Source organism: Bacillus sp. FSL L8-0099 (assembly GCF_038006385.1).
Lineage (GTDB): Bacteria > Bacillota > Bacilli > Bacillales > Bacillaceae_G > Bacillus_A > Bacillus_A toyonensis.
In genome coordinates this window covers 917,562-931,802 of the sequence record NZ_JBBOVC010000001.1, presented here as the reverse complement: position 1 = coordinate 931,802, position 14,241 = coordinate 917,562, and the positions used below count along the sequence as shown (strand labels likewise).

Below are 14,241 nucleotides of genomic sequence, written 5' to 3'. Positions count from 1 at the left end.
TCACCTTATAACTATGTGACACCTCTTTTTTACTTTAGAAACATTACCATAATCTTAATTCGATACAGTATAATAAATGTATAATACAGAAAATTAAATATTTTGTTTTGTAATATTTTTAGAGGTGATTATCTTGAGTAAAAACGTGAATTTACTTCTTCAAATAGTAATTGGAATTACCATTATGATCGCACCTATTCTCATTACAGGGACTATGTATGATGTCACTAAAACAATGGGTGACTTATTAGTTGCAGAACTTATTATAAGAACACTTTCCCTCATTATTGGACTTTTAGTTATTAGTAAAGCTTTACATCGTTGTTCTCAATAGTTCTTCTTACTAAAAAACAGATAATACATACACCACATTTCCCTCGGCTGTTTGAACTATTATTACGAAAGAAATATAAAAAGACATCTTTAATCGTAAAGATGTCTTTTATATAAAACTTAATTTTCGTTCTGTAAAACCCCCTTTACTTCTACTCCCTTTTTCTCTTCTTTTAAGAATAGCGATACGATAAAAGCAACAACAATAAAGATTAACCCAAGTGCAAATGCACCTTGGAACCCTGACGTTAAACCGTTTAACTTCTCCACTGGGTCCATTGGATTTGCTACGCTTTCCATATACTTAGTTGTTCCTGAAGACATTTTCGATATAAATATAGCTGTACCAATTGCGCCAGCTACTTGCTGTAACGTATTAAACAACGCTGTTCCGTGCGGATATAGATCTGGTGTTAATTGATTTAAGCCGTATGTTTGTGCTGTCATGACAAACATGAGTCCAACCATTAATACGCTATGCATGACAATAATTTGTAACATTGATGTGTCAGGCGTAATGTCTTTAAATAAGAACATTGCAATCCCTACTAACACAATGCCAGGAACGATAATAACTTTCGGACTAAATTTATCAAATAGTTTACCCGCGATTGGTCCCATTATGGCGCTAATAATACTTCCTGGAAGCATGATGATTCCTGATTTAAAGGCTGTAACGAGTAAAACTGTTTGCAGGAACATCGGTAATAAAGTCATCGTTGAAAATAACGACATCATCACAATGACGATTAATCCAACTGATAATGTAAACATCGGGACTTTAAATGCTCGTAATTCTAAAATTGGATTCTCAATTTTCAATTGTCGAACGACAAAAATACATAATGAGATAAGCCCAACAATTAAAGTGCCATACACTTTCGCATCGGACCATCCTAAATCACCCGATGCACTAAAGCTATACACAAGCCCACCAAATCCTAATGTCGATAAAAGGATAGATGGATAATCTACTTTTGGCCTTGTTAACTCTGAAACATTTTGAATGTACTTCATCCCAATCATAATTGAAATGATCACGATAGGAATAACAATATAGAATAACCAGCGCCAATTCAGTGAGTCAACGATTACTCCAGATAATGTAGGACCAATTGCCGGAGCAGACATCATCACAAGTGCGATTAATCCCATTGTGGCACCACGTTTTTCAGGCGGACAAATGATTAAAATCGTATTCATTAATAACGGTGAAATTAACCCCGTCGCTACAGCTTGGACGATACGGCCGACTAATAAAACGGAAAATGTCGGTGCGAATCCCGCAATTAATGTACCGACTAAAAATGTTACCATAGCGATCAAAAACATCTGTCTCGTTGTGAGCCATTGCTGAAGTAATGCTGTAATTGGGACTAAAACCCCAACCACCAACATGTAAGCTGTAGAAAGCCATTGAATCGTTGAAGCTGTTACGTCAAATTCTTTCATTAATACCGTTAATGCATTACCAAGTAACGTTTCGTTTAATAATGCAACCATTGCCCCTAGAAGTAATGCAATTAAAATGGGGGTATGTTTTATATTAGAAGTATCAACTTTGCCACTTGCAGGGCTCTTAGTTGTCATATTCATTTACAAATTCTCCTCCTGTTTCTTACTTAAAAAGCTTTATATAAACACGAACACATGTAATATAATATACATATGTAGATTAAAAAGGGAGAATCAATTTTCAGCCATTGTATACTTAATCTACAAAAAAGGAGAATTGTAGATGAATGATAATGAAAAACAACTTGATTTACGTATTAGACGTACACATAAATTACTATGGGATTCCTTATTTGAATTAATGACGCAATCAAAACAAAAATATAGTACCATCACGATTAACCAAATTTGTGATCGTGCGATGGTACACCGAACAACCTTTTATAAACACTTTGAAGATAAAGATGCTTTATTAACATTTGGATTTAAACGATACGGCAAGATGATTGCTGAAATACCGGTTTCAGATCGATTAAGTAAACCATTTCAAGTAATGGAACAATTCCTACATCATGAAGAAATCGGTAAAATATTAGAAACGCAAATGTCTGATGAACAATTTATTAGCCGTGCACAATATTTAAGTCACGAAACGAGAAAACAAGAAATAGAAGCTTTAAATCAACTTTGTAAAAATTATACGATGCCAAATGATTTAATCATTGAATTTTATTCAGGGGCGATCACCTCATTAAGCGCATGGTGGTTTAAAAATGAAAGAAGCGTTTCTGCTGCTGAAATGGACCAATATCTCCATCAACTTATTAATCGGGATATTTTTCAGTTTGAAGAGGAATAAGACTACACCTTTTCAATTATGCAATCAAATTGACCACAAAATAGGAATATGATATATTTTCGGTAGAATGCTATATAAGTATGACATCAAATAAAATGGCATATAATAAAAGAAGAGATGCGATAACATCTCTTCCCTAACTGCTACCGTATGGGTGGTAGTTATTATAAGCTATTTCTTTTTACGAAACCCACCCTTCTGCTTCCTACGGCGCGGAGTGGGTTTTTTGTTGTCCTTATCTAGAAGTTGCTTCCGCAAAAAATACGCTGAAACTTCGCGCACAGTCGCTTTGACAAACTCTTTTACAAGGTCAAACAAAACCTCCATATTATCACCTCCTTTCCTTCCAAATAGAAAGAAGGGATAACCACCCACCCTCACAATACGCAATTGACTTTATTTTATCAAATAATTGTAAAGATATTATGTAAACAAAACAAATGAAATTTTACATATAAAAAAAGCCCTTCTAAACTGGGCTTTCTTTATACATACTATTACTTCCCAATTATGCGGAAAAGAAAAAACCGTCGATAAATTTATGTTTTAAATATTCAGAATTAATATTAAAATATAAAATGGGGATAGGGGTATGGAATTATAAAATTTATACATAACGAGGGAATAGAAATGAAACTACAATTAAAAGCAGATTTAGGGCTACTACTAGTTACATTCTTTTGGGGTGCATCTATCTTACTTACAAAAGTTGGACTCGAAGGCATAGAAGAATACAATTTAATCGCATTACGATTTATTATCGCTTTTCTTTTATCAGGTTTAATATTTTACAAACATTTATTCAAAATCAATTTTAAAACGGTAAAATATGCATTTATACTCGCTTCTGTCTTATTTATCGTTTACATTTTCGCTACTTTCGGCACAAAGTATACGAGTGTTTCTAATGCTGGTTTCTTACTATGTCTAACAGTCATTTTCATTCCGATATTATCAGCTATATTTTTAAAACACATTCCGGAAAAGAAAGTTATAGTAGGAATCATTTTAACGATAATAGGAATCGGCTTATTAACATTAACGAGCGAATTCAAAATCGGTAACGGCGATATATTTTGCATACTGTCAGCCTTATTTTATGCCATTCACGTCATCATTACCGGAAGCGTAACGAAACATGTGAACTCCATTGCACTTGGAGTCATACAACTCGGTTTCGTCGGTCTATTTAGTCTTATATTTTCATTCATTATAGAAACGCCAAAACTTCCTAGCACAGCCAACTCATGGTTAATTATCTTAGCCTTAAGCATATTTTGTACCGCAGTCGCATTCATCGTGCAAGTGATCGCCCAGCAATACACGACGCCTACACATACAGGCCTTATCTTTTCATTAGAACCTGTTTTTTCAGCAGGCTTTGCTTTCGTTTTCACAGGTGAAACACTTACCGGAAAAGGATACTTAGGAGCAACGCTTATATTAGTAAGTGTGTTGATTGCTGAGATGGATTTTAAGAGTTTGCTAAAGGTAAATTACAAGAAAAATATGGGATAGATATTTTACCAAAATAAATAACTACACATCCACATTAAGAAGATTTGTTTGTATTATTCTCTTAATCTAAGTGTACTTCTAAGTGAATATCTGTCCCTCAGAAGAATATTCAGGTGACTGAAGCATACTGTGCTATGCCTTTTATTCAGCGACAGGAATTTTATTTCCTGTTGTTGATATTAGTTTAGAATAAAGTTTGATTAAAAATAATGCCCCCCCTATTTTTTTAGAAAACAATTCTAATTCATCAAAAACTGATAATTAATAATAATTTATAGTCCAATACATCCCACTTACGTAAACAAAAAAACGTCAGATCTATAGGAGAAATTTTCAAAGATTATCACCCTTAGTTTAACAGTAACTTTTATCAACAAACGGATGCATTAGTAAATAGGATATGTGGATGAAATGCTTTATACAATTGATGGACATGGTATGTGAATATTTTCTTACTATTGGAGGGATTTCCTAATGGTTGATGAAATACAACAACTTATTCAAGAACATAGACAATTTTTCCATCATGATCATACAAGAAGTCTTCAATTTCGGCTTAAACAGTTAGAAAAGCTAAAAAATTCTATTCAAAAATATGAAAGTCAAGTGCTGAGCGCATTATATCAAGATTTACACAAAAGCGAGTTTGAAGCATACGCTGCAGAAGTTGGTTTCGCATTTAACAGTATCAATTTTATAATGAAATATCTAAAACAGTGGATGAAACCTCAAAAAGTAAAAACCCCTATTCATTTTGCACCATCCAAAAGCTACATAATAAAAGAGCCATATGGTACCGTGCTAATTATTGGGCCTTTTAATTATCCATTTCAATCATTAATTGAACCTCTCATTGGGGCAATTGCAGCAGGAAATTGTGTAGTTCTCAAGCCTTCAGAAAATGCACCAAATGTTTCAGCTGTAATGAACAAAATAATAAGTGAAACGTTTGATAAGCAATACATTCGTGTAATTGAAGGAGGCAGTGAAATAACTTCTTTATTGATTCATGCACCTTTTGACCACATCTTTTTTACTGGTAGCGTTCAAGTTGGAAAAATTGTCATGGAGGCTGCGGCGAAAAATCTTGTACCAGTAACATTAGAACTTGGTGGAAAAGGCCCCGCTATTGTCGATGAAACCGCTAACCTCGATATAGCAGCCAAGCGCATTATCTGGGGAAAATTCATAAATGCTGGCCAATCCTGTATTGCACCTGATTATGTTATTGCACACAAATCTATCAAAGTAAAACTGATTTCGAAAATGAAAGAAATCATTACAAACTTTTATGGATCAGATGTATTAAAAAGCAATGATTATGGTCGAATTGTTAATGAGAGACAATTCGATAGACTTCTTTCTATATTAGAGCAAGACAAAAATTATATAGTATTTGGTGGAAATTCATCTAGAAGCCATTTATATATTGAACCAACACTTCTTGAAGTAAAATCATGGGATGATGCAGCTATGAAAGAAGAAATTTTCGGGCCAATTTTACCAATTATGGATTACAATGATTTAGATGAAGTCATTCATACGATTAACACCCAACCCAAACCGTTAGCTTTGTATGTGTTTACTGAAAACAAAAATGTTGAAAAGCAGGTATTAGGACGAATTTCTTTTGGAGGAGGATGCGTCAACGATACAATGTCACATATGGCTAATCTCCACCTACCTTTTGGCGGAGTAGGAACTGCAGGATTTGGCTCCTATCATGGGAAACATAGTTTTGATGCTTTTACACATCGTAAAAGCATTTTAAAGAAAAGCTCAAGGATAGATTTAGGGTTTTTATTTCCACCGTATAGGAACAAAATTAATATTTTGCGAAAGATTTTTAAGTAATACGATTTGTTAAACATTCATGTTGATATTAAAGAAGAAATAATAAAGGGAATCCAGTAGAATGGACTCCCTTTACCTTGTAATAACCTAATCTATTTTTAGCGATGGTTCTCCCTGCTTTAAGCAGGATAGGGATACGCGTTAACAATGTTCTAGCTTATACAAATATGAATGAAGTGCTTTATTTTATCTTTGCACCAGAACCGCTAAAGAAAATGAAAATAATATACAAATTTTCCGTCTTAAGATCTGTATTTCCTCCAATTATTAAACGAACAATCTTCCCTTTCTCTTTTCCTTTCATAATTGAAGCCGCTTCTACTCCGTTCTTAAAAACACAAGCTTCTCCCTCCCACTAATTCACCCTCTCCACAAACCGCCCAAACTCCTTCATAAATCTCAATTTAAAACTCCCCACAGGTCCATTTCGATGCTTCGCCACATGAATCTCCGTCATCTCTTTCTGCATCGTTTCCTTATCGTAATAATCCTCTCGATACATAAGCATAATGACATCCGCATCTTGCTCAATTTGTCCCGTCTCTCTTAAATCAGATAAAAGGGGACGCTTATCTTGACGCGACTCTACAGAACGAGATAATTGCGACAACGCCACTACACAAACATTTAAATCACGCGCTAACAACTTGAGCTTACGTGAAATTTCACTGATCTCCTGAAATCGATTGCCCTTATGCTTCGGATCTCCCGTAATAAGCTGCAAATAATCTACAATGACTAAAAGCTTTTTATCACCATGCTTCCGCTTTAACTTACGAGTTTGCATCCAAATATCTTGCACCGTAACCCCTGCATTGTCGTAAATCTCAAGCGGCAGTTCACCAATCTCCGCAAACGCCTTACTCACCTTTTCCCAGTCTTCCATCGCAAAACGATGCTTCGGATTTTTCAGCCTACCTCCTGACACTTCCCCTACGCAAGAAGCCATTCTTTTTAACAATTGCTTACTACTCATCTCTAACGAAAACAATCCAACCGCCACTCCAGACTTCGCCGCATGTAGTCCAACATTTAACGCAAACGCAGTCTTTCCCATAGAAGGGCGCGCACCAAGGACAATGAAATCACCTTCCTGCAATCCGCACGTCATTTTATTTAGCGATATATAACCAGTCTCAATACCAGTATTCTCTTTCGTATCTTGATGAAGCTCTTCATACAAACCAACTAACGCATCCTTCAAATCAAACTCACATACGCAGTCCTTTTCCTCTAACTCACAAAGTGCCGTAATCGTCTCACCAATAACTTTCTCATTCTTCTCCGCAATAAGACGCTCTCCCATCTTGTGCCCGAGAACACCCGCCTGATACATTTTCCAGGCACCTCGAACAAGCCCCTCATAATAAGAGAAGTTACTAGTCGCAGGCACACCATCCATTAATCCTATAAAATACTCCATTCCCCCGATCCCCTTCAAAAAATTCGGATCTACTCTAGAAATGAACGTCACAAGATCAATCGGTTGCCCCTCCTCTTCCATTTTTCGCATTAACTGAAATATAGACTTGTGCACGGGCATAGAAAAATAGTGCTCCGTCAAACGGCACTCCTTAATAAGCTCTCCATCAAGTAATAGAGAACCTAGCACCGTCTTTTCCGCCTCTACATTTTGAATACTCATGGCCGCCACCCGCGTTCCGCTAAAAAGCGCTGCAACTCTTCCTCTGACGGCGTATTCTTCTCCCACTCCTCACACTTCGCCAAAAAATTCTCCGTCTCTCCACTACTAACAGACGACTCCTTCTTTCGAAACCTTGCCGTATCCGCCTCAACCTCAGACACTTTCGTAAATCCTTTCCCGTGCCATCCCCGCAAAATCCCCTTCACATAAGCCATCTTCCGATTTTTATTCTCATACGAAATTTGAAGAGCCTTCAGCACAAGCTCCTCTGACAAATCATTCATCCATGCATTCAATTCCTCTACCGTATACGGAGACAAACTACCAAAATGTTGTTCATAAAACGTGAACACCTTACTTCCCGTTTCCTCCTCTATAACCTCTTCTTCCACTGTTTCCTCGCAAACTGGATCAACATCATCCATAGTCATATCACTAGGCATACCGAAATGTGCTAAAAGCATCGGAACATTCAGCTCCTCCTCTACGCACTTCTGCAAAAACATATGTACAAACTCCTTATTCTTCACACCCTTCAGCTCACGGAGCACACACTTCTCCACATTTGTATTCGTCACAGGATTATAACGAAGCCAATTTAAAATGAATAACTCCCGCGTCTCCGCATCATAAAGGATCTTTCCATAATCAATGAAGCGCTGCAAAAGCTTATCAACAGTCTCCCGGTTATAACCCGTCTCCATCTCAGCTAACCGCTTCGGAAAAGGAAAAATCCCACACTGCGTCGTCTTCGAACAAGTTAACAAATAAATATAAAAATACCGCTCCTCCGGCGTCAAATCCAAAACAAAATCATCCTGCCAAAAATTCACCTGCACATTACGATACACCGCCATCCTAATTCCTCCTGTCTCCATTCAAAAATGAAAAATCCCTCTTTGTACTATATATAGAAAGGAGGGCCAGGTTTTTGGCGTGTTATTTCAAAATTTTTTTCGACGCCTACTACGGTGTTTGTTGTTGTTGTTTTTGTTTTTGTTGTGTTTTTTCTTAGTGATTTATTACTTGGTAGGGGCTTGTAAGGGGCTTGTAAGGGGCTTAGGAGGGGTTAGTTATCGGTTACTTCGATTAGAAAGACCCATCTCCACATTCTGCTTAAACCAATTAAATGAATCCACAAATCTAATAAAAAACATATTAAATTCCAATAAAAAAGACCATATCAAAAGCATACTCCGATGTCATTTTGATACAGCCCCATCTATATTCGCTTAATAATTTTAGAAACATAAAGATATTAAAAATTTAATATACCTACAAAACATTACCGTCCTTTATATAATCATAGATCTTATTATCAATTGATTTCTCCATAATCATATTCATCGTAACAACAGGTAGTTCTTTTCCATTTTTATCTTTCATTTCAGTTTGTTCTACACTTGCTTTATCAGGTGTCGCTTTTCCTAAATAGTAAAAGTCGCTTCCCTCGTCATCATCTTTTTTCACAAAAATATGGACGTCAATATTATTTTCTTTAGCATCAATAATTGTTTGAACTTCCTTTGATTTTAATGTTCTATTACTTCTTGTATACCATTTAAGAACATCTTGATTAAGGAATTCATCACCGTAGTCCACACTGGATTCTACCTCATCATTTTTATGGTATGTGATAAATATTGGACAAGTATAGTACTTTGTCTTATAACCATACATAGTTGAGCTCTCGTCATTATGCCAATTTAAAAGTTTACACACATCTTTTCTTGAGTATTTTTTATATACAGTAAGGTTACTATCACACTCATAGTTTTTGCTCTTTTTCCTTGCACTTTTAATAATGTCCATAACCATACGCTTAAAGTATTGATTTTGTTCTAAGCTTTTTCGGATAGAATCATTAAACATATACATCTTATCGTCCTGTAAAGAGAGAATTGGCTTTTCTCCATATTTCTTTTGACTGTTTTGTGAGAAAAACTCTAATTCAAAAATTCGTTGTACTGAAGTAATCGTTTCATCATCTGTTAAGCAATTAGATTCTTCAAGTTGTTTTATATACTCATCCTTATCAACTTTTTCTTGCTTTAATAATAAGTCTAACAAAACGATTTCGTTTTTACGTTTTCCATTCAATACTTCCAATGAAAACATCGTTAAAACTTTATTTTCGTACTCTGTTAATGCAGGGACATCTTCTTTCATTTTCAATAAGAACTGATAATAGTTCGAATATCCTTCTGCAAGTACAACTGGATCAATAGAATGGTTTACTATAAAGTCATATAGATATGGAGTTCTTCCTATTCTATTTTTCAACTCAGCAAAAGCTTCCTTCAATACTTTCATTGCTGTTAAATTACTATTGTTAATCGCTTTAAAGATCTGCTTTTTCGCTATCTCTTCAAAGTTAACTGTTGAAATACCTTTAATATAACTCGTGTCATTTGTATATCTACGTATATTATCTTTATTTTGTGATCTATCTCCTGAAAGGGCAATCGGAATTAAATAGTTATTTTTATAGTTTCCAATAAAATCAATAATCGTAACAAAATCCTTCGAATCGTGTTTTCGAAGTCCACGCCCTAACTGCTGTATAAAGATAATGCTTGATTGAGTTTGTCTCAACATAACAACTTGGTTCACACTCGGAATATCAATACCTTCATTAAAAATATCTACTGTTAAAATATAATCCAGTATGCCATTTTCTAATTGATTCACCCGCAGTTCTCTTTCCTCTTGGGAATGATCGCCGGTTAATGCAAATGTGCGAAAACCTCTATTATTTAAGGCATGTGATAATTGTTCTGCCTCATCTTTTCGGCTGCAAAACATTAGTCCTGTTACTTTCTTACCAGAAAAACCGTAATATTTTACTTTTTCAACTATATGATCCACTCGTTCTTCCGTAACAAGCTTAGATAAAACAGTAGTGTCATCTATCTTTTCACCATTATATTCAAAATCAGTAACTCCAAAATAATGAAAAGGACAAAGCATATCTTCTTCAAGTGCTTCTTGCAATCGAATTTCATAAGCAATGTTGTAATCAAATAGCTCATAAATATTAAAATTGTCTGTACGTTCAGGTGTAGCGGTCATTCCCATTAAAAATTTCGGTTTAAAATAATCAATGACTCTATGATAAGAACTAGCACCAGCTTTATGAACTTCATCTATTAAAATATAATCAAATAACCCAGGATCAAATTGATGTAAATTTTCTTCCTTTGAAATAGTCTGGATTGTCGCAAATAAATATTTAGCATTTATTTGCCTATTTGATCCTGATAAAATTCCAAAATCCTTATCTACTCCACCAAGAACCTTTTGAAAATCTGATTTTGCTTTATTTAATATTTGCTCTCGGTGAACAATAAATAGCATCCGTTTAGGTGCAAAACTTCTGACATCAAATGCTGAAAGATATGTCTTCCCCGTTCCTGTTGCAGAGATAACTAATCCTTTTTCTTTTCCAGCGTCTCGAATAGTTTGTATTTCTTTTAACGCAGCTTGTTGCATTTTATTTGGGGTAATTTTCAAAGCTTCTTCAATTGAATTATGATATTGACCAGGTAATTCTATAACTCGATCTAGTAACTTATTTTCTGCAACTTGTTCATATATTGTTTCGTAATTTCCAATTAACTCTTCAGTTAATACTTGAGAATGCTCCCAAACTTCTTCAAATTGATTTTTAAAATGTTGAACAATCTCTCCATCTTCATGCGATGTTAACTTGACGTTCCATTCATAGTTTACCTTCAAAGCATGTGCAGTCAGATTTGAACTACCAACTATTAATGAACAATGTGTTTTGTTATCAAATATGTATCCCTTTGAATGAAAACCAGATAAATTTGTTAATCTTACTTCTACATTTTCAAGTTTCATTAACTCTCTAAACACTTTTGGTGTATTAAAGTTTAAGAATGTAGATGTTAATATACGTCCTTTAACCCCTTTTTGTTTAAGATCAAGGAAATGTGATTTTAAAGTCGCTAGCCCACTTTCTGTAATAAAAGCTACTGAGAAAATAAAAGATGTACTATTTTCTAGCTCCTCCAATAATGAGCTTAAAACATTTTCATTTTTTTTCGTATTGTTTACTAATAATTTCGGCTTATATATTCCAGGATGATTATGTTTTTGATCAATAAACCCTTTATATAAAGACCCCTCTAATTTTTGAATAAAATTCTCCATATGATCACCATTTATGACAATTTTTTATATTAATTGTATTACTCACTGATTTAAAGTGCAAATTTATTACAAATATAAAAAACTATCCGTATAAAACGAATAGTTTTTTTCAAATTACTTTACAATCGATTCTTTTGATAATTTCTCAATAGTCGGGATATCCGCAGGTGCCCACTCTAAAGCTGCTAGTTCATTCGGATATAACCATTTAATTGCTACGTGCTCAGTTAGAACCGGACTTCCTTCAACAAGTTTACAATAGAAAGTTTTCAAATGAACAATACCAAAATCATACTCATAGGCTGTATAATCAATTTGCTCACCAATCTGCACGCTACAATGCATTTCTTCATCAATTTCACGCTTTAACGCCTCTTGAGGTGTTTCTCCCTCTTCTATTTTCCCACCTGGAAATTCCCACATAAGAGGTAGCGATTTAGATGGTCCTCTTTGTGCACATAAAATTTTCTCATCTTGAACAATTACTGCTCCAACAACATAAATATTTTTCTTCATTATGTCCTCCTTAAATCTCACAGAAACTCTATACTTTATGTTTCCACACTTTATAGACTGAAAAATACCTTTTATATCTTTTAACGACTAATATATTTTTAATCAGTAAGCTAGATTTTATCTATCCCTATCTAGCTCTTTTAATGTAATTAGCCTAACACTCTCATCTCTTTTATATTATATAGAAGTAACTACAAAAATAAAGCCTGATTGAACACTTCCCTTTTAAGCCTCTTTTTTCACCATTTCCTCGTACCTAAAATCACTCTCCTCCAAAAACCCCCTACTCTCCCCACTCCCCTTATAAAAACTCTCCCAACCCCTCTCCCTCAAAATCCCCTTCCAACTATCACTCTCCACCATCCTCTTAATCACACCATCCCAATAAGCAACCTCTTCCTCCGTCATATCTTTCGGGCCCATAATTCCTTTCCAGTGCTGGAAGATGACGTTGATTCCTTGTTCTTTCCACGTTGGAATTTCTGGTAGTCGGTCTAGGCGTTTTGGTGCGGATACGGCTAGTATTTTTATTTTGCCGGCTTTGTATTGTTTTTCAGCTTCGGATAGGGTCATGGTTGCGGCGCCTATTTGTTTGTTCGTTAGGGCGTTTATGATTTTTTCTTTGTTTTCGTAGACGAAGAATTGTAGTTCGGCAGGGTTTATGCCGAATGCTTTGCTTACTTGTACGAATGATAGGTGATCGTCGTTTCCTAGGCCTGGGGCAACGCCGATTTTGAAGTTTTCCTTGTTTTGTTTTAGTTGTTCCATTAGTTGTTTTGCGTTTTCTATGTTTGATTCTTTTGATACAACAACGACTTCCCAGTCCGATGCTAGTGTCGCGAGTGGTGTGAAGTCTTTATATGTTAGTTTACTGTGGCCTAGTAGGTTGTTCGTTATGAGTAAGCTTGAGTTAATCGCCAGTACGTGACCGCCTTTTTGTTTCGTATATTTCCATCCGACATCACCGCTGCCGCCTACTTTGTTTGTGACAGTAATTGGTTTTGTGAAGATTTTTTCTTCTGTCAACGTTTGTTGCATCGCTCGTGCTGTTAAGTCCCATCCTGCTCCTTGAACGTTTGGCGCAACGATTTCTACTTTGTCTATGTTTACTTTATTCGTATGGGATTTTTCCGAAGAACAACCCGCTATTACTCCTGTCATGATCCATATACATAGTAATAATCGTTTTTTCATAGTCCTCGTCCTATTCGGTACTTTCGTTCTGGTCGTCCGATAATGCCGTATGTGTACTCTACTGTGCATTCGCCGGTCGCTACTAAATATTCTAAGTATCTTCTTGCGGTTGTTCTGGAGGCCCCCATTTGTTCGCCCATTTCTTCTATTGTAATGCCCTCTTCGAATCCTTTTATAATCCCTTTCACTTTTTGCAGTGTTAACGGATCTACACCTGTCGGTAAGTTTTTTATGTCTTGTGTTTGCGAAAGGCCAAAGAAGTTATCGATAAGTGCTTGATTCACTTCATTGTTACTATGTAATAATTGCTTCTTTCTTTTATAGTCTTCAATTGTGCGAACGAATTTTTCTAACGTGACCGGTTTTATAAGATAGTTGCTTACGCCGTTTCGAATTGCTTTTTCTAGCATATGGTTTTCATTTGCCGCAGTAACCATAATGACGTCAACGTTTGGAAAATCAGCATGGATTTGTGGTAATAAGTCGGTTCCAATTCCGTCTGGTAAATAATTATCTAATAGAAGTAAATCAATTTCTTCCCTTTGTAGTAATTCCATCGTTTCTTTCGCATTCAATGCTTTCCCAATCACTTTTACGTCCTTTATTTTTGATAAAAACTCTTCCTGAATTTGCGCGACGCGGAAATCATCTTCTGCAATTGCAACCTTCAACATATGCCCATCCCCCTGTT

General features: G+C 35.4%; 13 protein-coding genes. 4 read left to right on the top strand and 9 right to left on the bottom strand.

Annotation, left to right across the window (positions count from 1 at the left end; translation table 11 throughout):
* Positions 1-133 precede the first annotated feature (133 nt).
* Positions 134-334, top strand: a complete 201-nt coding sequence (locus MHH42_RS04785; protein ID WP_000042280.1) for a hypothetical protein — start codon at positions 134-136, stop codon at positions 332-334.
* Positions 335-453: 119 nt separating this feature from the next.
* Here the strand turns inward: MHH42_RS04785 and MHH42_RS04780 are convergent, their stop codons facing one another.
* Entirely contained in the window at positions 454-1,929 is a 1,476-nt protein-coding gene (locus tag MHH42_RS04780; RefSeq protein ID WP_001057515.1) for an MDR family MFS transporter, read from the bottom strand.
* A gap of 142 nt (positions 1,930-2,071) precedes the next feature.
* On the opposite strand from MHH42_RS04780, the gene MHH42_RS04775 reads away from it, so the two are divergent.
* Positions 2,072-2,647, top strand: coding sequence for a TetR/AcrR family transcriptional regulator (locus MHH42_RS04775; RefSeq protein WP_000999316.1), 576 nt, complete (start codon positions 2,072-2,074; stop codon positions 2,645-2,647).
* Between the two features lie 171 nt (positions 2,648-2,818).
* On the opposite strand, the gene MHH42_RS04770 is transcribed toward MHH42_RS04775, so the two are convergent.
* Positions 2,819-2,974: a hypothetical protein gene (locus tag MHH42_RS04770; RefSeq protein WP_000453392.1), complete on the bottom strand. Its 156-nt coding sequence runs from the start codon at positions 2,972-2,974 to the stop codon at positions 2,819-2,821.
* Between the two features lie 303 nt (positions 2,975-3,277).
* Between MHH42_RS04770 and MHH42_RS04765 the strand changes: the two genes are divergently transcribed.
* Entirely contained in the window at positions 3,278-4,165 is an 888-nt protein-coding gene (locus MHH42_RS04765; RefSeq protein WP_070172800.1) for a DMT family transporter, read from the top strand.
* Between the two features lie 474 nt (positions 4,166-4,639).
* On the top strand, positions 4,640-6,019 hold the full coding sequence (locus tag MHH42_RS04760; RefSeq protein ID WP_070172799.1) for an aldehyde dehydrogenase: 1,380 nt from the start codon (positions 4,640-4,642) through the stop codon (positions 6,017-6,019).
* Between the two features lie 181 nt (positions 6,020-6,200).
* Here the strand turns inward: MHH42_RS04760 and MHH42_RS04755 are convergent, their stop codons facing one another.
* The 7 genes from MHH42_RS04755 to MHH42_RS04725 all read right to left on the bottom strand — a co-directional run bounded on the left by MHH42_RS04755 (position 6,201) and on the right by MHH42_RS04725 (position 14,224).
* A complete protein-coding gene (locus MHH42_RS04755; RefSeq protein ID WP_255253891.1) occupies positions 6,201-6,323 on the bottom strand; it encodes a hypothetical protein in 123 nt (40 codons plus the stop codon).
* A 51-nt stretch (positions 6,324-6,374) separates the two neighbouring features.
* On the bottom strand, positions 6,375-7,664 hold the full coding sequence (gene dnaB, locus MHH42_RS04750; RefSeq protein ID WP_070172798.1) for a replicative DNA helicase: 1,290 nt from the start codon (positions 7,662-7,664) through the stop codon (positions 6,375-6,377).
* Positions 7,661-8,521 (bottom strand): DnaD domain-containing protein, encoded by an 861-nt coding sequence (locus MHH42_RS04745; RefSeq protein WP_070172797.1) that lies wholly within the window; start codon positions 8,519-8,521, stop codon positions 7,661-7,663. The genes dnaB and MHH42_RS04745 overlap by 4 nt, the downstream gene beginning before the upstream one ends.
* Before the next feature lie 418 nt (positions 8,522-8,939).
* Positions 8,940-11,840 carry a DUF3427 domain-containing protein gene (locus tag MHH42_RS04740; protein WP_070172796.1) on the bottom strand — a complete coding sequence of 967 codons (2,901 nt, stop codon included), beginning with the start codon at positions 11,838-11,840 and terminating at the stop codon, positions 8,940-8,942.
* 114 nt (positions 11,841-11,954) lie between these two features.
* Positions 11,955-12,356, bottom strand: a complete 402-nt coding sequence (locus MHH42_RS04735; RefSeq protein ID WP_000739608.1) for a (deoxy)nucleoside triphosphate pyrophosphohydrolase — start codon at positions 12,354-12,356, stop codon at positions 11,955-11,957.
* 225 nt (positions 12,357-12,581) lie between these two features.
* Entirely contained in the window at positions 12,582-13,550 is a 969-nt protein-coding gene (locus MHH42_RS04730; RefSeq protein ID WP_070172795.1) for a tripartite tricarboxylate transporter substrate binding protein, read from the bottom strand.
* Positions 13,547-14,224: a response regulator gene (locus MHH42_RS04725; RefSeq protein WP_061664133.1), complete on the bottom strand. Its 678-nt coding sequence runs from the start codon at positions 14,222-14,224 to the stop codon at positions 13,547-13,549. Before MHH42_RS04725 ends, MHH42_RS04730 begins: the two co-directional genes overlap by 4 nt.
* Positions 14,225-14,241: the final 17 nt, after the last annotated feature.